We start from the raw sequence: 23,057 nt of genomic DNA, 5'->3' as shown, positions 1-23,057 counted from the left end.
GGTGGTCTCTGGGTCTGAATCTAGCTCGGGCACTGGTCTCAGTCCTGAGTCCAGGCAGACAGCTTGCCTTCGTCGAGCACCTTGACTTGCTCCTGCACGGCATCCAGCTGCCCACGGCAAAAGCCCAGCAGTTCAGCGGCTCGCTGATAACCGCTGAGCATCTGCTCCAGCGGCAGCTGACCGGATTCGATCTGTGCAATCAGTTGCTCCAGCTCCTGCAACGCAGCTTCGTAGCTGGCAGGCTGATCAGATTTTTTCGCAGCGGCGGCCTTGGGCATGGATGGTGTGGGTTTGTGTTGGACGGAAACGACGATTTTAGGCGTCCCCGCCTCCCCAGCGTCCAATGACCGCAAAGCAGGCCCACGCTTTGTGTCTTAGGTGTGACTTCTGCACGACTTCTGCGGTTCCGAGCGCCATGCCTGAGGCAGCAGAACCTTTGCCCACGCAGGTTTTAAGGCAACTGGCAGTTGGCTGACAGATATCAGCGCCAAGCGTCACGCTTCGCCAATACACGTACCAGAAGAACGGCAATAACCCCACAGCCTATAATCCCATTCCTGTCAAGCCGGCCCCGTCTCTAGTCATCCTGCTTGGGCGCTCCGGGGCTGTATTTTCAAGTTCTGCCTCTTACCGCCTGAAATTCATGTCCAGACAAGGCCGGTTTCGTTATTTACCGCGTGCGTACGTGCACCCTCCCTGTGGGGAGTCTTTAGGTCAGGTCACCCATGACTGATTTAAGTCTTCAACTGCAGCAGGCCGCAAGCCAACTACCAGTTTCAAGTTATTTCGACCCTGCGCTGTTCCAGCGTGAGTTGGAAACGATTTTCAAGTGCGGCCCTCGCTATGTGGGCCACCAGCTAGCTGTACCCGAAATCGGCGACTACTACGCCTTGCCTCAGGAAAACGAAGGCCGGGCGCTGGTGCGCAACAGCAAGGGTGAGATCGAGCTGATCTCCAACGTCTGCCGCCATCGTCAGGCCGTGATGCTCAAGGGTCAGGGCAATCTGAGCTCCGAAGGCAAAGGCCATGCCGGGGGCAACATCGTCTGCCCGCTGCACCGCTGGACCTACAACACCAGCGGCGAGTTGCTAGGCGCGCCCCACTTTGGCCACGATCCCTGCCTGAACCTCAACAACTACAAGCTGCGCGAGTGGAATGGCCTGCTGTTTGAGGACAACGGCCGCGATGTCGAGGCCGATCTTGCAGGCATGAAGCTGCGCGACCAGCTCAAGTTCGATGGCTTTGTGCTCCACCACGTAGAAATGCACGAGTGCAACTACAACTGGAAGACCTTTATCGAGGTCTATCTGGAGGACTACCACGTCGGCCCCTTCCACCCCGGCCTGGGCAACTTTGTGACCTGCGACGATCTGAAGTGGGAATTTGCCAGCGAGTACTCGGTACAGACCGTGGGCGTGGCGCCCGGCTTTGGCAATCCAGGCTCGGACATCTACAAGACTTGGCATGACGTGCTGCTGGCCTACCGCAATGGCGAGTTGCCTGATCGCGGGGCCATCTGGCTGACCTACTACCCCCATATCATGGTGGAGTGGTACCCGCATGTGCTGACGGTCTCGACCCTGCACCCGCTGGCCGTGGACAAGACGCTGAACGTGGTGGAATTCTTCTACCCTGAGGAAATCGCGGCCTTCGAACCCGAGTTCGTTCAGGCCCAAAAAGCCGCCTACATGGAAACCTGTATTGAGGACGACGAAATTGCCGAACGCATGGACGCAGGCCGCAAGGCTTTGTATATGCGCGGGGACAACGAAGTCGGCCCCTACCAGAGCCCCATGGAGGACGGCATGCAACATTTCCATGAGTGGTACCGCCGCATCATGGGTGACAGCGTGCCCCAACGCTGAACGAGGTGCGCCTCAAAATCGATAGCTGCTATCGCTTACCCCATAAGCGCAGCAGCTATTTTTTATGCTGAATTGAGTGAGATATGCAAGCCCTGTGGATGGTGCTGGCCGCGTTGATTTTTGCGGTCATGAGTGTGTGTGTGAAGTTTGCCTCCCAAGACTTCAATACGGCAGAGATTATTTTTTACCGCGGCCTGATCAGCATGGCGCTGCTGGCCTGGTTGGCCAAAAGCAGCGGCGTGACACTGGCGACCCGCTACCCACGTGAGCACGGCTGGCGCAGTTTTGTCGGCGTTGTCTCCATGGGGGCCTGGTTTTATGCCATTGGTCACCTGCCACTGGCCACCGCCACCACGCTCAACTCCATGAGCAGCATCTGGATGGCCGTATTCCTCATCAGCCAGGGTTTGTGGATGCGCCACACTCTGCGCAAGTCCTATGCCGCGCAGCCCGAGACACGTCTCGCTATTCCGCCCTTCCCCTGGGGACTGGTCTCCACCGTCGTGGCTGGTTTTGTCGGCGTGCTGCTGGTGCTGCGCCCAACAAGCGCCCCAGCAAGCGAATGGGTGGCCGCACTGGGCGGGCTGTTTGGCGGCATGTTTGCCGCCATGGCTTATATGCAGGTGGCCACGCTCTCGCGCATGGGCGAGCCTGAAACCCGCGTGGTCTTTTATTTCTCTCTGGGCTCAGCCATTGCAGGCGGCATCACCATGCTTTTTATCGGCATCTCCCCCTTCCCGGGCTGGAGCGCTCTGTGGCTGGTGCCCGTGGGCGTGCTCGCCGCCGTCGCCCAGGTCTGCATGACCAAGGCCTACGCTTCCGCCGGCAGCAAGCGCAACACGCTGGTAGTCGCCAATCTGCAGTACACCGGTATTGTGTTTGCCGCCTTGCTCAGCCTGATGCTGTTTGGCGAGAGCATCCCCGTGATCGGCTGGGTGGGCATTGTGCTGATCGTGGCCAGTGGTGCCGCAGCGACTGCACTCCGCTCCAGAAGCTAAGCCCCTCAGGCGCTTTGCGCCTTCTCCCTGTCTCGCTCCGTGGGATAGGAACGATGCCATCGCTGCGGTGCGGCACTTGCCTGTCGCACTGACCTGCTCCACGCCTGTTCAACGCTATCTGACAGCGCAGACACACATGTCCAAACGATAGCTCGGCAGACCTCTGCGCCAGCTCACCCCCATCGCATAATGGTTTGCATCCCGCAGGCAAGCATCAATGCATGGCCTGCATCAGCTACATTTTTTGGAGCAGCAAGCCATGACCACATCTGCACCAGGGCGCTATAACACCCTGATTTCTGTCGAGCAACTGGCTCAGCTCAAGGCCAGCGGCAAGCCCGTGATGGTGTTTGACTGCAGCTTCGACCTCATGAATCCACCTGCAGGTCATGCACAGTATTTGCAGTCGCATATTCCAGAGGCGGTGTTTGCCGATCTGGACAAAAACCTCAGCGCCCCGCACGGCGCACCGGGTGAAGATGGTCAGGTTGCTACCAGCGTTCAGGCCGCATCGGGCGGTCGCCACCCGCTTCCCACGCGTGAGCGCTTCTCGGTCTGGCTGTCATCCATAGGCTTTGCCAACGATATGCAGGCCGTGGTCTATGACCGCAACGGTGCCAATTACTGCGGCCGCCTGTGGTGGATGCTGCGCTGGGCCGGCCATGATGCCGTGGCCGTGCTCGACGGCGGGCTGCAAGCCTGGCAGGCCGCAGGTCAGGCCGTGAATGCGGGTGAAGAGCCCAGCCACTTCCAGTCCAACTTTGAGCTGGGCGAGCCGCTGGAAACACTGAAAACAGTCGATCAGGTCGAGGCCGATCTGGGCCAGACCACCCAGACGCTGATTGATGCCCGCGCGCCCGCCCGCTATCGCGGCGAGGTCGAACCTCTGGACCCCGTGGCAGGCCATATCCCCGGCGCGCTCAACCGTCCGTTCAGCAGCAATATTGCCGCCGACGGCCGCTTCAAGCCCGCAGCTCTGCTCAAGGCGGAGTTTGATGAACTACTGGCAGGCCGCGACCCGGCCAGCGTGGTACACCAGTGCGGCAGCGGCGTCAGCGCTACGCCCAATGTGCTGGCCATGCGCATTGCAGGCTTTGCGCCTACGGCCTTGTTTGCAGGTAGCTGGAGCGAGTGGTGCAGCCAACCCACTCGTCCGGCCGAGCGGGGCTGAACTTGCTGCGCGCAGGAGCAAGATCAGGCGCTGACTTCTGCTTGGCCCATTCCACCCGGTTGCGGCCCCGGTGCTTGGCCTCATACAAGGCCGCATCGGTGCGCTCCAGCAACGTCACCGCGCCCTCGTCTTCCTCAAGCATCGCGGCCCCGATGGAAACTGTATAGGAGACTTGAATGCCCGAGGAAAGAACCGCAGGCGTTGCGGCAATCTTTGCTCTCACATACTCCAGTAGCTGAGCGCCGTCATCCTGTGAGGTGTTGGCCATCAGCAGCACAAACTCCTCCCCGCCCCAGCGCGCCCAAATGTCCGAACCTCGGACGCTGGCCTCCACCTGACGGGCAAAACTCTGCAAAACCTGATCGCCTGCAGCATGGCCGTGGCTGTCGTTAATCGCTTTGAAAAAATCCAGATCGAACTGAGCCACCAGCAAAGGCTGGCCGCTGTGCCGCGCTCGCGTCTCTTCAAGGCGCAGCATGTCCTGCATATAGCGACGGTTGGGCAGACCGGTCAGCTCATCGTGGGTAGCCAGCTCGTGAATATGCTGCACCGCTTCGGCCAGCTCGCTTTTCTGTACTTGCAGATGCACCCGCATGGCATTGGCATGCAAACTCAGCGCGGCCGTCATCGTCAGCACCATGGCCACGATCAGCAGATAGACCGCCGCCAGAGAAGCTGGCATAGGATCGTCAGGCAGACCCCACTGCACCACCGCTGCCGCCGCGCCATAGGCGAACAGGCCATAGAACATCAAGCCCTTGATCTGCCTGGGCTTCAGGCCGAAGACCGCGAACATCATGATCGCCGCCAAGATGGGCGGCGTAATACCCCTGGCCGTACCTGCAATCACGTAGGCAACGGCGTTGCTGGTGATGGCATAGACCATCTGTGCGCAGGTAAACGCCGGGTCATGCCAGTTACGCGTCACGCCGCTGCGAATCAACGCAAAACTGATCAGCACGCAAGCGCCGCTGGCAAACGACCACCAGCGCACCCACTGCCTGTCAGCCAGCCCGGCGGCGGCAACCAGCTCCATGGCCAGAATGCAGAACGCCATGAACAAACAGGCAAACCCCGTCGTAATCAATGACACACGCTGACGTGAATCCGTGGTCAGCAGAGCATCAAGCAGGCTGGAGCACCTCACGCCTTGAGAACTCACGAATCTCTGGCTCATATGCACCCCTGAAGAAGTTGACTAAGCCAGTCAACGTAGATTCACGCAACTATCACAGCCGGCGGCGGATTCTCTATTTCAAAGGCACTTAGATACAACGAAAAAACTGCCTATTTCCTAGCTTGGCTTTTTTGCACCTCATTCACAATAGCGAACAACCGCAGGAGACTTCCCTGCATCAATGCAGTCCCAACGCAGGCTCATTGAGTCATCCACAAGGATGGCAGTCAAGTAAGGGAAATCTTACATAGTGGCTGGCGCAACCGGTCAGGCCAGACATCCCTGCCCCGACTTCAGTTCAGTCGCGGTCTGCAACACAATTCACTCCAACAGATCGAAACACTTTTAACGCCTTGTTTTGCAAGCCGTTGCGGTCTGTCGGTATTGAAAGGACCAGACCCATGAACAACGAACAACTGCTTGCCGAGATCCGCGAAGCCAACCTCACTTATCTGATGCTGGCCCAGACCCTGATCCGCCAGGACAAGGCTGAAGCCGTGTTCCGCCTGGGTCTGAATGAAGAAGCCTGCGACTTGCTGGGCTCGCTCTCCTCGGCACAGGTGCTCAAGCTGGCATCGCGCAACACGCTGCTGGCCAGCTTCCGCGCCGACGATGAAATGGTCTGGAGCCTGCTGACCAACCACAGCAGCAACAAGATTGGCAATGCCGCCACCAACACGCTGCACGCCAATATCCTGATGGCCAGCCGTGTCTCCGAAGTGCTTTAAGCACTCGTTAATACCTACCTGGTTTTAAGGAAAGACACATGCCTGCTACCAAGACTGCCGTGAAAAGCGTTCTCAACGAATCCAAGCAAATCGAGCGCGCCGCCATGCTCATCGAGATGGGCGCCCGCATGCAGGTGCTGGAGTCCGAGACTACTCTGTCTTACGAACGCCTGATCCGGCTGTACAAGGAAATCTCGGGCAAATCCCCCTCCAAGGGCCAGCTGCCGTTCTCCACGGACTGGTTTCTGACTTGGCAAGAAAACGTGCACAGCTCGCTGTTTCTCAATATCTACGAATACCTGTCCAAGGGCGTGGAGCTGGATACCGCCGAGCAACTGACCAAGGCCTACCGCCTCTACGCCGAACAAATCAAGGCGGCCGAGCTGGATGTGCTGCTGTCCTTTACCCGCGCCTGGCGCCTGGTGAAGTTTGTCGATGCGCAGATGCTGAGCCGTACGCAATGCTCCGTCTGCAAGGGCCAGTTTGTGACCGAGCCCTACGAAAATGCCCGCCACTATCAGTGCGGTCTGTGCAATCCTCCGGCCCGTGCCGGCAAGAGCAAGGCTGCCGGCTCCTTGATGCTTCACTGAGGGGACGACTCCCCCTGAGCCGCTACGCGGCTTCCCCAAAGGGGACGACATCCTCGCTGCGCGGCGGCGCTTGCTTGCTGTCCCTTGCGCTGAGGTCGTGCCGGTATTTAGGTCAGCTCATTCTTTTCATAGCTGGTAGCGCCATATACAAAAGGGTTTGAAGCAGATATCTGCCTCAAACCCTTTATGTATTGGCGCAAGCAGCTCCTGTTTCAAGAGCTGCTTTGCTTTAACCCGTGTTGCGCACCCCCGCCGCAATACCGTTGATGGACAGGTGAATACCGTTTTTCACCTTTTCATCCGTCTGGCCCGCACGCCAGCGGCGCACCAGCTCCACCTGCAAATGGTGCAGCGGGTCGATATAGGGGAAGCGGTGACGAATGGAGCGGGCCAACGCCGAGTTGTGCTCCAGCCGCTGTTTATCGCCCGTGATCTGGTTCAGGGCATCCACCGTGCTATGCCATTCGGCCTCAATCACGCTAAAGATGCGGCGACGCAAACGGGCATCAGTCACCAGTTCGCTGTAGCGCGACGCCAGGTTCAGGTCGCTCTTGGCCAGCACCATGTCCATATTTGACAACAGCGTTTTAAAGAACGGCCACTGGCGATACATCTTCTGCAGCAGCGCCAGTTGCGCCTTGGCATCTTTACCGGGGCGGTGAATAAAGGCCTGAATCGCGGAGCCAAAGCCATACCAGCCGGGCAGCGTCAAGCGGCACTGACCCCAGCTGAAGCCCCAGGGGATGGCGCGCAGGTCTTCAATCGCCTGCGTGGCCTTGCGCGATGCAGGGCGCGAGCCGATATTGAGCTCGGCAATCTCGCGAATCGGTGTGCTGCTGAAGAAGTAATTGGTAAAGCCCGGTGTCTCATACACCAGCTCGCGATAGGCCTTCATGCTGGCTTCAGACAAAAAGGCAGCCGCATCCAGAAACGCCTTGGTCGCCGGTTTGGTTGGCTGCAGCAGCGTGGCTTCCAGCGTGGCCGCCACCAAGGTCTCAAGGTTTCTCCGGCCAATTTCGGGGTTCGAGTATTTGGAGGCAATGACTTCGCCCTGCTCGGTCAGGCGAATCTGCCCACGCACCGTGCCCGGTGGCTGGGCCAATATCGCCTGATAGCTGGGCCCGCCCCCACGCCCGACCGTGCCGCCACGGCCGTGGAACATGCGCAGCTGAATGTCAAAGCGGCCTGCCAGATCATCAAACAGATCGACCAGCGCAATCTCGGCGCGGTACAGCTCCCAGTTGCTGGTGAAGATGCCGCCATCCTTGTTGCTGTCGCTGTAACCCAGCATGATGTCCTGCTCGCCACCACTTTTTTTCACCAGCTCGGCAATACCGGGCAGCTGGTAGTAGCGGCGCATGATAGGGGCGGCGTTGCGCAGGTCTTCAATGGTCTCGAACAGCGGCACCACAATCAGGTCGCACTGCGCGCCATCTTGCAAGGTGCCGCGCAGCAGGCCCACTTCCTTTTGCAGCAGCAGCACTTCCAGCAAGTCACTCACGGTTTCGGTGTGGCTGATGATGCAGTGGCGAATGGCCTCTGCACCCAGTCGCTCGCGCAGCTGCTTGGCGGCTTCAAAAATCGCCAGCTCACTGCGGGTGTGATCGCCATAGTCCGCGCCCATCACGCGCAGCGGACGGGCGTCTTCCAGCAGGCGCACCAGCAGTGCGCATTTGGCGTCTTCTTCCAGGGCGCTGTAATCGGCCTCCACCTTGGCCACGGCCAGCAGCTCGCGCACCACTTCTTCATGCTTGTCCGAACTTTGGCGCAAATCCACCGTGGCAAGATAAAAGCCAAACACCTGCACAGCACGCATCAGAGGGCGCAGGCGCTGGGGAGCCAGCGCATCGCCGTGATAGCGCGAGAGCGAATCGTCGATGACCTTGAGCTCGGCCAGAAACTCAGCCGCCGATGCATAAGCGTTCTGCGGCACCACGGCATGGCGAGCTGCTTCGCCGCCCGTCAGTTGCTTGAGCGTAGCCGCCAAGCGCGCATAAATACCGGTCAGAGCACGGCGATAAGGCTCATCGCTGCGATGCACATTGTGGTCAGGCGATGCATCGGCCAGCGTCTGCATTTCGGGCGTGATGTCCACCAGATTGGCCGACAGCGACAGCTCGCCACCCAGGTAGTGCACCTCGCGCAGATAGTGGCGCAGCGCCACATCGGCCTGACGCGAGAGGGCCAGATTCAGGCTCTCGGCCGTCACAAAGGGGTTGCCGTCGCGGTCGCCACCAATCCACTGGCCCATGCGCAAAAAGCTTTGCTGGGGCAGCTTCTCGCCCAGCTCTTGCTCCAGCTGCTCGTAGATTTTGGGAATTTCTTGCAAAAACGTCGCTTCGTAATAAGACAGCGCGTTTTCAATCTCATCCGCCACGGTGAGCTTGGAGTGGCGTAGCAGGCGCGTCTGCCACAACTGGGCGACACAGGCGCGCAACTGTGCCTCAATGCGCGCCAGCTCACGCGGAGTCAGCGCATCCTTGGCGCTGTTGTAGAGCTGGGCGCGCACCAGAATATCGTCGCGCTCGGCCAGCAATTGAGCAATGCGGCGCTCAGCCGTCAGAATGCTCTGGCGCTGCACCTCGGTGGGGTGAGCGGTGAGCACGGGTGAGATAAAGCTCTTGGCCAGCGTCTTGGCCACCGTGCCCGATGAAATACCGGCCCAGCGCAGGCGGGCCAGTGCCACTTCGATGCTGCCTTCCTGCGTATTGCCGGCGCGCTCGTGCACGGCGCGGCGGCGAATGTGATGGCGATCTTCGGCCAGATTGGCCAGATGCGAGAAATAGGTAAAGGCGCGAATCACGCTCACCGTCTGGTCGCTGGACAGGCCCTTGAGCAGCTTTTTCAGCGCCTTGTCAGCCGCCTCATCTGCATCGCGGCGAAAGGCGACCGAGAGCTGACGCACCTGCTCAACCAGCGCAAAAGCGGCATCGCCCTCCTGCTCGCGGATCACATCGCCCAGAATTCGGCCCAGCAGGCGAATGTCTTCGATCAGCGGCAAATCCTTGTCAATCTTGCGCACCGGCTTGTCTGTATGTTTGTCTGTAGCTGCGGCGCTTTTGGGACGGGCGGAAGGCATCGACTATTCTCCTTGGGCACTGTGTAAGACAACTTGCCATGCTAGCATTCCCTGTTACCTGTCAGCTACCTGCGCCTGCTATGAATTCCCAATCGTCCACACCCGCATTCATCGTCATTGCCACCCGCGAAAGCCAGCTGGCCATGTGGCAGGCCGAGCATGTGCAGGCGATTTTGCGCAGCCGCGGCCACGCCGTTGACCTGCTGGGCATGACCACCAAGGGCGACCAGATTCTGGACCGAGCTCTGTCCAAAGTCGGCGGCAAAGGCCTATTCGTCAAAGAGCTGGAAGTTGCTCTGGAAGAAGGACGCGCCGATCTGGCCGTGCACTCCTTGAAGGATGTGCCCATGGAGCTGCCCGAAGGCTTTGTGCTGGCCTGCGTGATGACCCGTGAAGACCCGCGCGATGCCTTTGTCTCTAACAAATACTCATCGCTGGCCGAGCTGCCGCAAGGCGCCGTGGTTGGCACTTCCAGCCTGCGCCGCCAGGCTCTGCTTCAAGCCCTGCGCCCCGACCTCAAGATTGAGCCGCTGCGCGGCAACGTCAACACCCGTTTGCGCAAGCTGGACGAAGGACAGTACGACGCTATCGTGCTGGCCGCTGCCGGCCTGATGCGTCTTGAGATGAGCGATCGCATTCGCACCAAGTTCGACCCCGCCCACATGCTGCCCGCAGCAGGTCAAGGCGCGCTGGGTATTGAGGTGCGCGCTGACCGTCAGGACATCATTGACGCCCTGGCCCCGCTGGCCCACATGCCCACCTGGCTGACCGTGACGGCTGAACGCGCCGTCAGCCGCTGCATGGGCGGCAGCTGCTCCATGCCGCTGGCCGCCTTTGGCCGCTTTGAAGGCGACACCTTGCATATGGATGCGGCATGGGGCGATATGGAAGGCCAAAAGGGACTGATCCGCGTGCAGGCCAGCGCCACCGTCACCGACTTTGCCTCCGCCAACGCTCTGGGCGAGCAACTGGCCACACGCCTGCAAGCTGCTGGCGCCGTGCCCGCCGCCCCCAAGCAGGACTAAGCCCACTTTCCATGCGCCGCGTACTTGTAACCCGCCCCTTGCACGATGCGATGCCCTGGGTGGAGGCTTTTCGCGCCCGCGGCCTGCTGGCCGAGGCCTTGCCGCTGCTGGCCATTGGCCCCTGTGCCGATAAAGCATCTCGCCAGGCATTAATGGCTGCCCGCCAGCGCGCACAGCTTGGCTATTACAGGGCGGTGATGTTTGTCAGCGGCAATGCAGTGCAGCATTTCTTTGCTCAAAACCAGCCTCTAGCGCTTGATGGAAAAGCGCTGATAGCTACTGAAACAAGAGCATGGACGCCCGGCCCGGGCACAGAGCGCGCCTTGCTGGAAGCAAATCTTCCCGCCTGCCAGATTGATGGCCCATCACCCGATGCGCCGCAGTTCGAATCTGAATCGCTGTGGCAAAACGTGCACCTGCAAATTCGCCCCGGCGACCGCGTGCTGATTGTGCGCGGCGCAAGCCCAGCCGCAACGATTCAAAACACCGCCAGTCAGCCGCCTACCGAAGGCGCAGGCCGTGACTGGCTGGCCGCCAAACTGCGTGATGCCGGTGCCGAGGTGGAGTTTCTGGCAGTTTATGAGCGCCAACTTCCGTCATGGAGCGCCCAACAGTTGGATTTGGCGGAGCAATCTGCGACTGACGGCAGCCTGTGGCTTTTCAGCAGCTCTGAAGCTGTTGCCAACCTGCAACAGCTCCTACCTACACAGAACTGGCGGTCTGGGTTAGCGCTTACCACTCATGATCGCATTGCCAGCAAAGCACTTGCTGCCGGCTTTGGCCGTGTTTTGCAAAGCCGGCCAAGTCTGGACGACGTGGTGGCGTCTATAGAATCAGGGCTATGAGCTCTAATGCCATCCCCACTACCGATAACAAGCCCGCAGATCTACCGCCCAGTCAGGACAATCCAGCGCCCGTAAACAACGGCCATGGAACGCCCATGGCCGTGGTGCTGACGCTGGGGGTGGTAGCCGTCGCCGCCCTGATTGCCTGCGGCATGCTGTGGCAGCGCGTGGGCAATATGCAAGAGCAGCTGGCACGCCAGTCGGCACAGTCTGGTGCTCAATCGGTAGAGGCGCGCACTCTGGCCAAAGATGCACAAGACCTGGCCCGCGACAGCGCGGCCCGCGTTTCCGTCATGGAAGCGCGCGTGGGCGAGTTGAGCCTGCAGCGCAATCAGCTCGAGGAGCTGATGCAGAGCATGTCCCGCTCGCGTGATGAAAATCTGTTGGCTGATATTGAGTCATCGGTGCGGCTGGCTCAGCAACAGGCCGAGCTATCCGGCAGCCTGCAGCCGCTGGTGACCACCCTCAAATCCGCCAAAAAACGCGTGGAAAGCACGGCTCAGCCGCGCCTTGCGCCCGTGGTACGCGCTTTGGACCTGGATCTGGACAAACTCTCGCGCATGAGCGTGACCGACACCACGGGGGTGCTCAGCCGCATTGAAGACTTGATTCGTCAGGTCGATGACCTGCCCCTGATCAACGATGTGGGCCGCGCACGCAGCCGCGGCACGCCGCAAGACAAAAACACCGCCGCAGACCATGCGACGGCCGATATCGCCAACCTGTCAGCCACCCAGTGGGCCTGGTGGCAGGGGCAGAGCCAGCGCGTGTGGGATTCCTTCAAGAATGGCGCATCCGATCTGGTGCGCGTGCGCCGCATCGATCACCCCGAAGTCGCACTGCTCGCCCCCGAGCAAGGCTATTTTCTACGTGAGAACCTCAAGCTGCAGCTGCTCAACGCCAGACTAGGCCTGCTGTCTCGCCAATGGGAATCGGCCCGCGCTGACCTGAGTGCATCGGGCGCACTGCTGCACAAATACTTCGACAACCGCGCGCGCCGCACCCAGATTGCACAGGCACAGCTGCAGCAGATTCAGTCCAATTTGCATGCTGGTGGACAGCTGCAGCTGGATGACACGCTCAATGCCCTGGCCACTGCAGCGGCCGGGCGCTAACCCGAGGAGGAGACAGAAATGCGCGCCGCCTTGTGGTTAATGGGTTTGTTTGCCATGGCTGTAGCCTTGGCCTTGTTTGCAGGCAATAACCAGAGCTCGATCACCTGGTTCTGGTCGCCCTACCGGGTGGACATGTCGCTGAATCTGGCCATCGTCCTGCTCTTTCTGAGCTTTGCACTGGTCTATGCCGCGCTGCGCGCACTGGCTGCGCTGGTGCAAATGCCGCATCAGGCCCGCCGCTGGCGCATGCAGCAAAAAGAACGCGCCATGAACCAGAGTCTGCTGGAAGCGCTCTCTCATCTGCAGGCTGGCCGCTTTGTGCGTGCCCGCAAGGCAGCGCTGACGACCTTGTCTACCGCATTGTCGCTGCGTGAAGGCGGCGCTGCCCTGCCCTACGGCGAGCGCCTGAGTGCCACCGCCCATCTGATTGCCGCCGACGCATCACACGCCCTGCAAGATACGCCTCTGCGTGACAGGCACTGGCAGAAAGCCCTAGACACGCTGCCCATCCCTGGCAACACGCAGGACGACGAAATCCGCGAAGGTGCGCAAATGCGTGCCGCCCGCTGGGCGCTGGATGACCGCGATGCCGCCGAATCTATGCGCCGCCTTGGCGAACTGCCGCTGGGCGCGGCCCGCCGCACCATTGCCCTGCGCATCAAGCTCAAGGCCGCGCGCCTCGCAGGCGATACGCACATTGCGCTGGATACCGCCCGCCTGCTGGCAAAGCACCGCGCCTTCTCGCCCGCCGCATCGGCCAGCGTGGTGCGCGGCCTGCTGCTGGCCAGCATTCGCGATGCACGCGACACTTCATCGCTGCAGCAGTTCTGGCTGTCGCTGGACGAAGACGAACGCGCCATGCCCGAAGTGGCCATTCCCGCCACCGAGCGCCTAATCGAGCTGGGCGGCGAAGCCCAGCAAGCCCGCACCTGGCTGCTGCCCGTGTGGGAGCATTTGCTGGGCCACCCCAGCCCGCGCACCGAAGCCCATCTGCCCAAACTGGTGCAAGTGTTGCAGTCCTGCCTGAGCAAGCTCGATGGCGCATGGCTGGCCCGTATTGAAGCGGCGTCCAACGCCCATCCTCGCGAGCCGCGCCTGCAATACCTGGCCGGCATGGCCTGTGTGCAACGCGAGCTCTGGGGCAAAGCACAGCAACTGCTGACCCGCGCCGCGCCCCTGCTGCAAGACCCGCTGCTGCGCACCCGTGCCTGGCAGCGACTGGCGCTGATGGCCGAGCACCGCGGCGACATGGAAGCCTCCGCCATCGCCTGGAAGCTGGCGGCACAGGCCATGGTGGTGCTGCCGGAAAACCCGGCACGCGAGGCGTAAAAAGCCCCATCCAACCAGCCCCTAGCTTGTAAAAGCTCGGGGCTTTTTCATTTCAGCGCCGCCATCATTCAGCTTTTTTGAATTGTTTACTCAAACCCGCTGAACCTTTTTGCACAGCTCGCTTCATACACTGCATGGCTAGCGCGATGGTCGCACTTTCTTTTTTTGCAGCAACATGAACAACGCCTCTTCTTTCGCCAAGCGCTACAGCACCACAGCCATTGCCCTTCACTGGCTGTTGGCCCTGGCGCTGATCGGCATCTTTGCCTTTGGTCTCTATATGACAGGCCTGCCCTTCTCGCCCACACGCCTGAAGTACTTCAACTGGCACAAATGGGCGGGCATGACGATTCTGATGCTGTCGGCACTGCGCCTTATCTGGCGCATCACCCATCGCCCGCCAGAGCTGCCTGACGCAGTCACCCGCACCATGCCAGCCTGGCAGCGCGTGGCCCACCACGGCACGCACCACCTGATGTATGCGCTGTTTTTTGCGATTCCGCTGGTGGGCTGGATGTACAGCTCGGCAGCCGGCTTTCCCATCGTGCTGTTTGGCCAATTGCCCCTGCCCGATCTGGTGAGCAAAAGCTCCGAGCTGGCCGAAGCCCTCAAGCCCTGGCATGGCTATCTGGCTTATGCCCTGGCCGCGCTGGTGGTGCTGCATGTCGCAGCCGTCATCAAGCACCAGATCATCGACCGCGACGGTCTCCTCTGCCGCATGCTGCCCGGCAGCCGCTAACCCTTGTTTTCCAGAAAACCACGGAGTCTGTTTCCATGAAGCATTTGTTCAAAACCACTGCTGTCGCCGCCGCGTTGGGCGTTGCCGCAATCTCCAACCAGGCTCTGGCCGATCAGGCTCTGGTGCCAGCACAAAGCGCCGTCAACTTTGAGGCCAAGCAGATGGGCGTGCCGCTCAAGGGCCACTTCAAGAAATTCGACGCCAAGATTGCCTTTGACGCCGCCAAGCCCGAGGCAAGCAAGATTCACTTCAGCATCGACACCGGCAGCGCCACCATGGGTGCCAAGGAAACCGATGCCGAGCTGCCCAAGGCGGACTGGTTCAATGTCGCCAAGTTCCCTCAGGCCACGTTTGACTCCAGCGCCGTCAAGGCTCTGGGCGGCGGCAAGTTCCAGGTCGATGGCACGCTGACCGTCAAGGGCAATGCGCAAAAGGTGAGCCTGCCCGTGACGCTGACCCAGTCCGGCGCCACCACCACGGCCACCGGCACCCTGCCGCTCAAGCGCCTGACCTTCAAGATTGGCGACGGCGACTGGAAGGACACCTCCATGGTGGCCGACGAGGTCACAGTGCAGTTCAAGCTGGCCCTGACTGGCTTCGGCAAGATTTAAGTCTTTTTAGCCTCTAGCGCTTGATAGATAAGCGCTAGCAGCTCATGTTTTGATAGTTCCAACCCCTCAAGGATTTTTCACCATGCGTTCTGCATTGTTCGCCCTGGCCGCTGCTTCCCTGTTTGCTTCGGCCGCCCAGGCTGCCCCCGCGACTTACGCGATCGACCCTACCCATACATTCGCGACGTTCGAGATCGACCACTTCGGTGCCTCGACCAACCGCGCGCGCTTTGACAAGAAGAGTGGCTCCGTGCAGTTCGACAAGGCCGCCAAGACAGGCAAGGTCGAGATCGAGCTGGACATGACTTCGGTGAACTCTGGCACGCCCGCTTTCAACAAACATCTGCAAAGCGCCGACATTTTCAACGTGGAGAAATTCCCCACCGCCAAGTTTGTCTCCGACAAGTTTGTGTTTGACGGCGACAAGCTCAAGGAAGTCACCGGCCAGCTGACCATGCTGGGCAAGACTGCTCCCATCACCATCAAGGCCAACAAGTTCACCTGCTACGAAAGCCCCATGCTGCAAAAGCGTGAGGTCTGCGGCGGCGACTTTGAAGCCACCATCGACCGCACCCAGTGGGGCGTGGACTACGGCATCTCCTACGGCTTCCCCAAGCAAGTGCGTCTGGTCATGAGCATTGAAGCGGTGAAGCAATAAGCGGAATCAGCGGCTTCATTGCCTTCAAAAGCCCAGCCCGTGAAAGCGGCCTGGGCTTTTTTGTGTACGTTGGATTCATGCCCGTGAATCCCCTGATTAAAATTTACTTTAGGTTAATCAATTACGAATAGTAGAATTCCAGCATTCTCAAAAAATCCAAGGAGACATCCATGAGCCAGTCCGCCCCGACACCGGTTTACTCCCAGCCCCAGCGTGTCGACATGAGCCAGCTGCCCGCTCCCGCCAGCGTGCAGCAGCTGCATCACTACGCTTACAAGGCCAAAGATGCCGAAGAGACCCGTCACTTCTACGAAGATATTCTGGGCCTGCCGCTCTATCACATCATTCAGAGCGACTACGTCCCCTCCACCGGCGAGTACTGCCCGTACACCCACTTCTTCTTTCGCCTGAAGGATGGCTCCTTCATCGCCTTTTTTGACATTGGCGACGACGAAGCGGCCCTGCCCTCACCCAACAGCCCCATCTGGATCAACCACATCTCGTTTCGCGTCGACACCGTGGAGGAGCTGGAAAACACCAAGGCCCGACTGCAGGCCTGCGGCGTGGAAGTGCTGGGCGTGACGGATCACCACATCTTCAAAAGCATTTACTTCTTCGACCCCAATGGCATTCGTCTGGAGCTGACCGCACAGTTGGCCGATGCCATGCAAATGCAAAAAGAAAGCACCACGGCCCACGCCCGTCTGGCGGAGTGGACAGCCCGCAAGGAGCAGTGGCGCAGGGAGCGTGCAGAGGGAAAGACCGCTGAGGCGCTCAAGCCTCAGGGCAATGACCGGCCGGAATTTGTCCCTGGGAAATAACTCCCCCATGAGGCGCTACGCGCCTCCCCCCAAGGGGGACGGCAGCTTCGTGTCGCGGCGGCGCTTGCTTGGCGTCTCGTTGCAGACATATGGCGGTTTTGAGCTTTTAAATTTTGATAGCAGCTTGCGCTTGATAGATAAGCGCCAAGCGCTGAAATAAGGCCTACTGTCCCCATCAGCGGATCGGATCGCTAAAATCATTGGCAATCCGTCCTAATTTCTATGCAGACGGCATCCCCTCCACGGATGCCGTTTTCATTTTCAGAACTTTTTGCACCGCAGCCATGAGCGACACCATTCAACAGCCCGGCCTCGACAGCCTCACCAAGTCTTTTGAACCCGCTTCCATCGAAGCCCATTGGGGCCCCGAGTGGGAAAAGCGCGGCTACGGCAACGCCGGCTATCGCGGCACGGGCCTGCCCGGTGCCGAGGCTACCGCTGCTGGCAACAACTTCTCCATACAGCTGCCCCCACCCAATGTGACTGGTACGCTGCATATGGGCCACGCGTTCAACCAGACCATCATGGATTCGTTGACGCGCTACCACCGCATGAAGGGCTACAACACCGCCTGGATTCCCGGTACCGACCACGCAGGCATCGCCACGCAAATCGTGGTGGAGCGTCAGTTGCAGACACAAGGCGTGAGCCGCTACGACCTGGGCCGTGACGAGTTCACCAAGAAAGTCTGGGAGTGGAAGGAAAAGTCCGGCAACACCATCACCACGCAAATGCGCCGCATGGGCGACACCGTGGACTGGAGCCGCGAATACTTCACCATGGACGACAAGCTGTCCAAGGTGGTGACTGAGACTTTCGTCAAGCTGTACCAGCAAGGCCTGATCTACCGTGGCAAGCGCCTGGTGAATTGGGACCCCGTGCTGCAATCCGCCGTGTCCGACCTGGAAGTGGAAAACCAGGAAAAGGACGGTTCGCTCTGGCACATCGCCTACCCTCTGACCAGCGGCGAAGGCAATCTGGTGGTGGCAACAACTCGCCCCGAAACCATGCTGGGCGACGTGGCCGTGATGGTCCACCCCGAAGACGAGCGCTACAAGCACCTGATCGGCCAGACCGTGACCCTGCCTTTGGTGGGCCGCCAAATCCCCATCATTGCCGACGACTATGTGGACCTGGCATTCGGCACCGGCGTGGTCAAGGTCACGCCTGCGCACGACCAGAACGACTACCAGGTTGGTATTCGCCACAACCTGCCCATGATCACGGTGCTGACGCTGACCGCCAAGATCAACGACGAAGCGCCTGAAAAGTACCGCGGCATGGACCGCTTCGTGGCCCGCAAGGCCATCGTGGCGGATCTGGAAGAACTCGGCCTGATGGTCGAGATCAAAAAGCACAAGCTGATGGTGCCGATCTGCGACCGTACCGGACAGGTGATCGAGCCCATGCTGACCGACCAGTGGTTCATTGCCATGAGCAAGACCGCCAACGAAGGCACTGGCGATGACACCGGCAAGTCGATAGCCCAGAAGGCCATCGACGCTGTTGCCAATGGCGACGTGGAATTCGTGCCCGAAAACTGGGTCAACACCTACAACCAGTGGATGAACAACATCCAGGACTGGTGCATTTCACGCCAGCTGTGGTGGGGCCACCAGATTCCGGCCTGGTACGACGAAGACGGCAAGATCTACGTCGCCAAGAACGAAGCCGAAGCGCAAGCCCAGGCCCCCGGCAAGACACTGCGCCGCGACCCTGACGTGCTGGACACCTGGTACTCCTCGGCCATGGTTCCGTTCAGCACCATGGGCTGGCCAGAGCAAGGCACTGCCGCTGACGATGACTACAACCTGTACCTGCCCTCTTCGGTGCTGGTGACCGGCTACGACATCATCTTCTTCTGGGTGGCGCGCATGATCATGATGACCACGCACTTCACCGGGCGCGTGCCATTCAAGCATGTCTACATCCATGGCCTGGTGCGTGACTCGCAGGGCAAGAAGATGTCCAAGTCCGAAGGCAATGTGCTGGACCCGGTCGATTTGATCGACGGCATCTCGCTGGAGCCTCTGCTGGACAAGCGCACCACCGGCCTGCGCAAGCCAGAGACCGCGCCCACCGTGCGCAAGAACACGCAAAAAGAGTTCCCCGAAGGCATTCCCGCCTACGGTGCAGACGCACTGCGCTTTACCTTTGCGGCGCTGGCATCGCTAGGCCGATCCATCAACTTCGACAGCAAGCGCTGCGAGGGTTACCGCAACTTCTGCAACAAGCTGTGGAACGCATCGCGCTTTGTGCTGATGAACTGCGAAGGCTATGACTGCGGTCTGGCAGAGCACACCAAGGAGCAATGCCAGCCCGGCGGCGAGTTCGAAGGCTATATGCACTTCAGCCAGCCTGACCGCTGGATTTCCTCGCAGCTGCAAAAAGTCGAGGCCGAAGTGGCCAAGGGCTTTGCCGAGTTCCGCCTGGACAACGTCGCCAACACAATTTACGACTTTGTCTGGAACGAGTTCTGCGACTGGTATCTGGAAATCGCCAAGGTGCAAATCCAGACTGGAAGTGTTGCCCAGCAGCGCGCCACCCGCCGCACGCTGATCCGCACGCTGGAAGCGATTCTGCGTCTGGCCCACCCCATCATTCCGTTTGTGACGGAAGAGCTGTGGCAGCAAGTGGCGCCTGTGGCAGGTCTTAAGGGCGAATCCATCGCCGTGGCCCGCTACCCCGAAGCCCAGCCTGCCAAGATCGATGAAGCATCGATTGCCTACGTAGGCCGCATCAAGCAAATGGTGGACGCCTGCCGCGCTCTACGTGGCGAGATGGGTGTATCGCCTGCCCAGCGCCTGCCGCTGCTGGCGGTGGCAGGCTCGGCCGAAGGCACGGAGTTCCTGCGTGCCAATGCCGACGTGCTCAAGAATCTGGCCAAACTCAGCGAAGTCAAAGTCTTTGATGACGAAGCGGCATGGGCGACCGAAGCGCAAAACGCACCGGTGTCAGTGGTGGGCGATGCCCGTCTGGCGTTGTTCGTGGAAGTTGACGTTGCGGCTGAAAAAATCCGCCTGACCAAGGAAGTGACCCGCTTGGAAGCTGAAATTGCCAGCTCGCAAAAAAAGCTCAGCAACGAAGCCTTTGTGGCCAAGGCACCTGCCGCCGTGCTGGAGCAAGAGCGCGCACGTGTTTCAGAAAAGAGCGCTACCGTGGCCCGCATTCAAGAGCAATTGGCCCGTCTGGGTTGATATGCTGAGCGAGTGATAGGAAAAGGCGCAGGCAACTGCGCCTTTTGTTCATCTCTACCCCAAAGTACATCTCATGAACAATCAAACCCGCGTTCGCAAAGCCGTGTTTCCCGTTGCGGGTCTTGGCACCCGCTTTCTGCCTGCCACCAAAGCCTCTCCCAAGGAGATGCTGCCCGTGGTGGACAAGCCCCTAATCCAGTACGCCGTCGAAGAAGCCTATGAGGCTGGCATTCGCGACATGATCTTTGTGACCGGCCGCAGCAAGCGCGCCATTGAAGACCATTTCGACACCGCCTACGAGCTGGAGAACGAGCTGGAACGCGCAGGCAAGCACGCCATGCTGGATCTGGTGCGCAGCATCAGCCCAGCCGACATGAATTGCCTGTTTGTGCGTCAGCCTCGCTCTCTGGGTCTGGGCCACGCCGTGCTGTGCGCAGAGCCTCTGGTGGGCGACGAACCGTTTGCCGTCATCCTTGCCGACGACTTGATGACCGGTGACAACGGTGGCCCCGGCGTAATGGCGCAGATGACGGCAGCCTTCCAGAAGCAAGGCCGCTCGCTGCTTGCCGTGCAGGAAGTGCCACTGGAGCAAACCAAGCGCTACGGCATCGTCAAGGGCGAGCCTGCCGGTGGTCCGCTGATGCGTATTGATGAAATCGTGGAAAAGCCCGCGCCAGAAGTCGCCCCATCGCGCATGGGTGTAGCAGGCCGCTATGTGCTGACGCCCCGCATTTTTGATGAAATCCGCAACCAGCCCAAGGGCGTTGGCGGCGAAATTCAGCTGACCGATGCCATTGAGCGCCTGATGCAGCACGAGACCATCTACGCCTTCCAGTACGCTGGCAAGCGCTATGACTGCGGCAGCAAAGAAGGTTTTTTGCAAGCTACTGTGGAGCTTGCACTTCAGCACGCTGACGTGGGCAGCAGCTTCCGCGATTACCTCAAGAGTTTGAGCCTGTAAACCAATCGCCTCAAAGAAAAAGGCCTGCAATCGCAGGCCTTTTTTGCGTCATCCGCTCTCAAATCAAGAGCATTATTCAGCGGCGCTTGAGAATGTGAATGAACTCATCACCCACGGTCTGTTGCTCGACCAGCTCATTGCCCGTCTGTTTGGCAAATGCCTGAAAGTCACGGATAGAACCGGTATCGGTCGCCACTACTTTCAGCAGTTGACCGCTTTGCATGGCAGCCAATGCCTTCTTGGCTTTGAGAATGGGCAGCGGACAGTTCAGGCCGCGGGTATCAACTTCTTGGTCTACTTGCATGGGCGTGGTTTCCTCGTCAGTCTCGATTGTAGAAAGACCAGTCGCTGGCCGTGCCAGCACGGTCTTTACTTAAACCATCAAGCACAAGCCTTGAACAACCCTTGAGACATCGGCGCGAGGCCTTGTCGTACTGTTGTACTACCTGCGGCTTCGCGTCTTGTCTCAACCCAAACCCTCGGTTTGCTGGGCCTTGTTCATGGCTCTTAATCAATCACAGGGGCGACTGTAAAGCGCTGATCTTCATCCCATAGGCGAACGGGCCACTTGGCAGGGTCAGGTTCAGGGTTCTGACCAGGCCTGAAGGCGCCAAAACGCGGCTCAAAGCCTTTTTGCTTTATCCACTCAGCCAAGGCATAGCCCGTGCCTGCAGGCCAGCACAGAGACTCCTCAGCCGTCTGCCAGCGGTATTCCAGCAGCTCGGGCGAGAGCGTCACATCTTCAGCGCGGCCTTCTACCAGCACGTGATAGGCAATCAGCACCTGATTCATGCGCAGAAACTCCGAGCAGCACAAAAGACGCAGTGCCTTGACACGTAAACCGGTCTCTTCCATCACTTCGCGGCAAATACCCGCCTCTGGCGATTCACCGGCTTCCATGAAACCGGTTATCAGACCAAACACACCCTCTTGCCACAGCGCATTACGCGCCAGCAGAACACGGCCATCTGCCCCCTCAACCACAGCCGCCAATACGGGGGTCGGGTTGCCCCAATGCGTAAACCCGCAGCTAGGGCAACGCAGGCGCTGCACCTCTCCGCTGTCTTCATTGGCAACAATCCACTGCAGCTCAGTGGCGCAGTTGGAGCAAAAACGAATTTCATAGGCCATTCAGCTCTCTCCTTATTCTTTATTTTGATAGCAGCCAGCGCTTGTTATATAAGCGCCAGCCACCATTTAGAGCTTGCCTCATCGCTGAGGCAATCGCCTCAGCGACAAAGATCAGGCGGGGAACACGCCTGTAGAGAGGTAACGGTCACCGCGGTCGCACACCACAAAAACAATGGTGGCGTTTTCTTCGCGCTTGGCAATTTCCTGCGCAACCCACAACGCTCCGGCGGCCGAGATCCCGGCAAAAATACCTTCCTCGCGTGCCAAGCGGCGGGCCATGTCCTCGGCATCATCCTGCGATACATAGACCATTTCATCAACCAGCGATGCGTCATAGATCTTGGGCAGATATTCCTCTGGCCATTTGCGAATGCCAGGAATGCGCGAACCTTCGGAGGGCTGGGCACCCACGATCTTGATGTTCGGGTTCTTTTCCTTGAGGAATTTGGCCACACCGGTGATCGTGCCAGTCGTGCCCATGGCACTGACAAAGTGCGTGATCTCGCCACCCGTCTGCTCCCACAGCTCAGGGCCAGTTGTTTCGTAGTGGGCGCGAGGGTTGTCGGGGTTAGCAAACTGGTCCAGCACCACGCCCTTGCCTTGCTTGACCATCTGGTCAGCCAGATCGCGGGCATATTCCATACCGCCGCTCTTAGGTGTCAGGATCAGCTCGGCACCATAAGCCTTCATGGTCTGGGCGCGCTCAATGGACAGGTCTTCGGGCATGATCAAAATCATGCGGTAGCCCTTAATTGCTGCCGCCATGGCCAAGGCAATACCGGTGTTGCCCGACGTAGCCTCAATCAATGAGTCGCCCGGCTTGATCTCAGCACGCTCTTCAGCGCGCTGAATCATGGACAACGCAGGCCGGTCCTTGACGGACCCAGCTGGGTTGTTGCCCTCAAGCTTGCCCAGCACCACATTTCCGCGCTCGCGATTTGCATCCGCGCCAATGCGTTGCAATGCAACCAGCGGCGTGTGACCGATAGCATGTTCGATGGTCATATATGTTTTCAT

At 59.7% G+C, this 23,057-nt stretch carries 21 protein-coding genes; 15 read left to right on the top strand and 6 right to left on the bottom strand.

The features are described from left to right. Positions 1-38 precede the first annotated feature (38 nt). On the bottom strand, positions 39-278 hold the full coding sequence (xseB, locus tag CLU84_RS04430; protein ID WP_099736115.1) for an exodeoxyribonuclease VII small subunit: 240 nt from the start codon (positions 276-278) through the stop codon (positions 39-41). Between the two features lie 447 nt (positions 279-725). On the opposite strand from xseB, the gene CLU84_RS04425 reads away from it, so the two are divergent. The 3 genes from CLU84_RS04425 (at position 726) to CLU84_RS04415 (ending at position 4,034) form a co-directional block, all read left to right on the top strand. After that, entirely contained in the window at positions 726-1,865 is a 1,140-nt protein-coding gene (locus tag CLU84_RS04425) for an aromatic ring-hydroxylating dioxygenase subunit alpha (RefSeq protein ID WP_099736114.1), read from the top strand. Between the two features lie 83 nt (positions 1,866-1,948). Beyond that, positions 1,949-2,863 (top strand): DMT family transporter, encoded by a 915-nt coding sequence (locus CLU84_RS04420; protein ID WP_099736113.1) that lies wholly within the window; start codon positions 1,949-1,951, stop codon positions 2,861-2,863. A 259-nt stretch (positions 2,864-3,122) separates the two neighbouring features. Further along, entirely contained in the window at positions 3,123-4,034 is a 912-nt protein-coding gene (locus CLU84_RS04415) for a sulfurtransferase (protein WP_099737857.1), read from the top strand. Here the strand turns inward: CLU84_RS04415 and CLU84_RS04410 are convergent. Continuing rightward, entirely contained in the window at positions 3,964-5,211 is a 1,248-nt protein-coding gene (locus CLU84_RS04410; protein WP_199173684.1) for a GGDEF domain-containing protein, read from the bottom strand. The genes CLU84_RS04415 and CLU84_RS04410 overlap by 71 nt on opposite strands. Positions 5,212-5,612: 401 nt before the next feature. Here CLU84_RS04410 and flhD point away from each other — a divergent pair, with 401 nt between their 5' ends. After that, positions 5,613-5,939, top strand: coding sequence for a flagellar transcriptional regulator FlhD (flhD, locus tag CLU84_RS04405; RefSeq protein ID WP_099736112.1), 327 nt, complete (start codon positions 5,613-5,615; stop codon positions 5,937-5,939). Between the two features lie 38 nt (positions 5,940-5,977). Next, the gene (gene flhC / locus CLU84_RS04400; RefSeq protein ID WP_099736111.1) at positions 5,978-6,529 is read left to right on the top strand and encodes a flagellar transcriptional regulator FlhC; all 552 of its coding nucleotides are present in this window, start codon (positions 5,978-5,980) and stop codon (positions 6,527-6,529) included. Positions 6,530-6,758: 229 nt separating this feature from the next. On the opposite strand, the gene ppc is transcribed toward flhC, so the two are convergent. Further along, the gene (ppc, locus tag CLU84_RS04395; RefSeq protein WP_099736110.1) at positions 6,759-9,608 is read right to left on the bottom strand and encodes a phosphoenolpyruvate carboxylase; all 2,850 of its coding nucleotides are present in this window, start codon (positions 9,606-9,608) and stop codon (positions 6,759-6,761) included. Between the two features lie 80 nt (positions 9,609-9,688). On the opposite strand from ppc, the gene hemC reads away from it, so the two are divergent. From hemC to galU, 10 genes are all read left to right on the top strand, one after another. Next, complete coding sequence (gene hemC / locus CLU84_RS04390; protein ID WP_099736109.1) at positions 9,689-10,633, top strand: hydroxymethylbilane synthase; 945 nt, start codon at positions 9,689-9,691, stop codon at positions 10,631-10,633. 11 nt (positions 10,634-10,644) lie between these two features. Next, positions 10,645-11,478 (top strand): uroporphyrinogen-III synthase, encoded by an 834-nt coding sequence (locus CLU84_RS04385; RefSeq protein ID WP_099736108.1) that lies wholly within the window; start codon positions 10,645-10,647, stop codon positions 11,476-11,478. Then, entirely contained in the window at positions 11,475-12,593 is a 1,119-nt protein-coding gene (locus tag CLU84_RS04380; RefSeq protein WP_099736107.1) for a uroporphyrinogen-III C-methyltransferase, read from the top strand. The genes CLU84_RS04385 and CLU84_RS04380 overlap by 4 nt, the downstream gene beginning before the upstream one ends. 18 nt (positions 12,594-12,611) lie before the next feature. Next, positions 12,612-13,922: a heme biosynthesis HemY N-terminal domain-containing protein gene (locus CLU84_RS04375; protein WP_099736106.1), complete on the top strand. Its 1,311-nt coding sequence runs from the start codon at positions 12,612-12,614 to the stop codon at positions 13,920-13,922. A 175-nt stretch (positions 13,923-14,097) separates the two neighbouring features. Beyond that, positions 14,098-14,661: a cytochrome b gene (locus CLU84_RS04370; RefSeq protein WP_099736105.1), complete on the top strand. Its 564-nt coding sequence runs from the start codon at positions 14,098-14,100 to the stop codon at positions 14,659-14,661. Between the two features lie 35 nt (positions 14,662-14,696). After that, positions 14,697-15,272: a YceI family protein gene (locus CLU84_RS04365; RefSeq protein ID WP_099736104.1), complete on the top strand. Its 576-nt coding sequence runs from the start codon at positions 14,697-14,699 to the stop codon at positions 15,270-15,272. 82 nt (positions 15,273-15,354) lie between these two features. Further along, positions 15,355-15,930, top strand: a complete 576-nt coding sequence (locus tag CLU84_RS04360; protein ID WP_099736103.1) for a YceI family protein — start codon at positions 15,355-15,357, stop codon at positions 15,928-15,930. Positions 15,931-16,100: 170 nt separating this feature from the next. Beyond that, complete coding sequence (locus CLU84_RS04355; RefSeq protein WP_099736102.1) at positions 16,101-16,751, top strand: VOC family protein; 651 nt, start codon at positions 16,101-16,103, stop codon at positions 16,749-16,751. A gap of 284 nt (positions 16,752-17,035) precedes the next feature. Next, a complete protein-coding gene (locus tag CLU84_RS04350; RefSeq protein ID WP_099736101.1) occupies positions 17,036-19,948 on the top strand; it encodes a valine--tRNA ligase in 2,913 nt (970 codons plus the stop codon). Positions 19,949-20,021: 73 nt separating this feature from the next. Further along, positions 20,022-20,909, top strand: coding sequence for a UTP--glucose-1-phosphate uridylyltransferase GalU (galU, locus tag CLU84_RS04345; protein ID WP_099736100.1), 888 nt, complete (start codon positions 20,022-20,024; stop codon positions 20,907-20,909). A 76-nt stretch (positions 20,910-20,985) separates the two neighbouring features. On the opposite strand, the gene CLU84_RS04340 is transcribed toward galU, so the two are convergent. From CLU84_RS04340 to cysM, 3 genes are all read right to left on the bottom strand, one after another. Further along, positions 20,986-21,213, bottom strand: coding sequence for a sulfurtransferase TusA family protein (locus CLU84_RS04340; protein ID WP_099736099.1), 228 nt, complete (start codon positions 21,211-21,213; stop codon positions 20,986-20,988). A gap of 203 nt (positions 21,214-21,416) precedes the next feature. Then, positions 21,417-22,040: an NUDIX domain-containing protein gene (locus CLU84_RS04335; protein WP_099736098.1), complete on the bottom strand. Its 624-nt coding sequence runs from the start codon at positions 22,038-22,040 to the stop codon at positions 21,417-21,419. A gap of 111 nt (positions 22,041-22,151) precedes the next feature. Further along, the gene (gene cysM, locus CLU84_RS04330) at positions 22,152-23,057 is read right to left on the bottom strand and encodes a cysteine synthase CysM (protein ID WP_099736097.1); all 906 of its coding nucleotides are present in this window, start codon (positions 23,055-23,057) and stop codon (positions 22,152-22,154) included.

It is taken from the genome of Comamonas sp. 26, from assembly GCF_002754475.1.
Taxonomy (GTDB): domain Bacteria; phylum Pseudomonadota; class Gammaproteobacteria; order Burkholderiales; family Burkholderiaceae_C; genus Comamonas.
The sequence above is the reverse complement of the archived record's forward strand: the minus strand, read 5'-3'. Positions and strand labels throughout refer to the sequence as shown.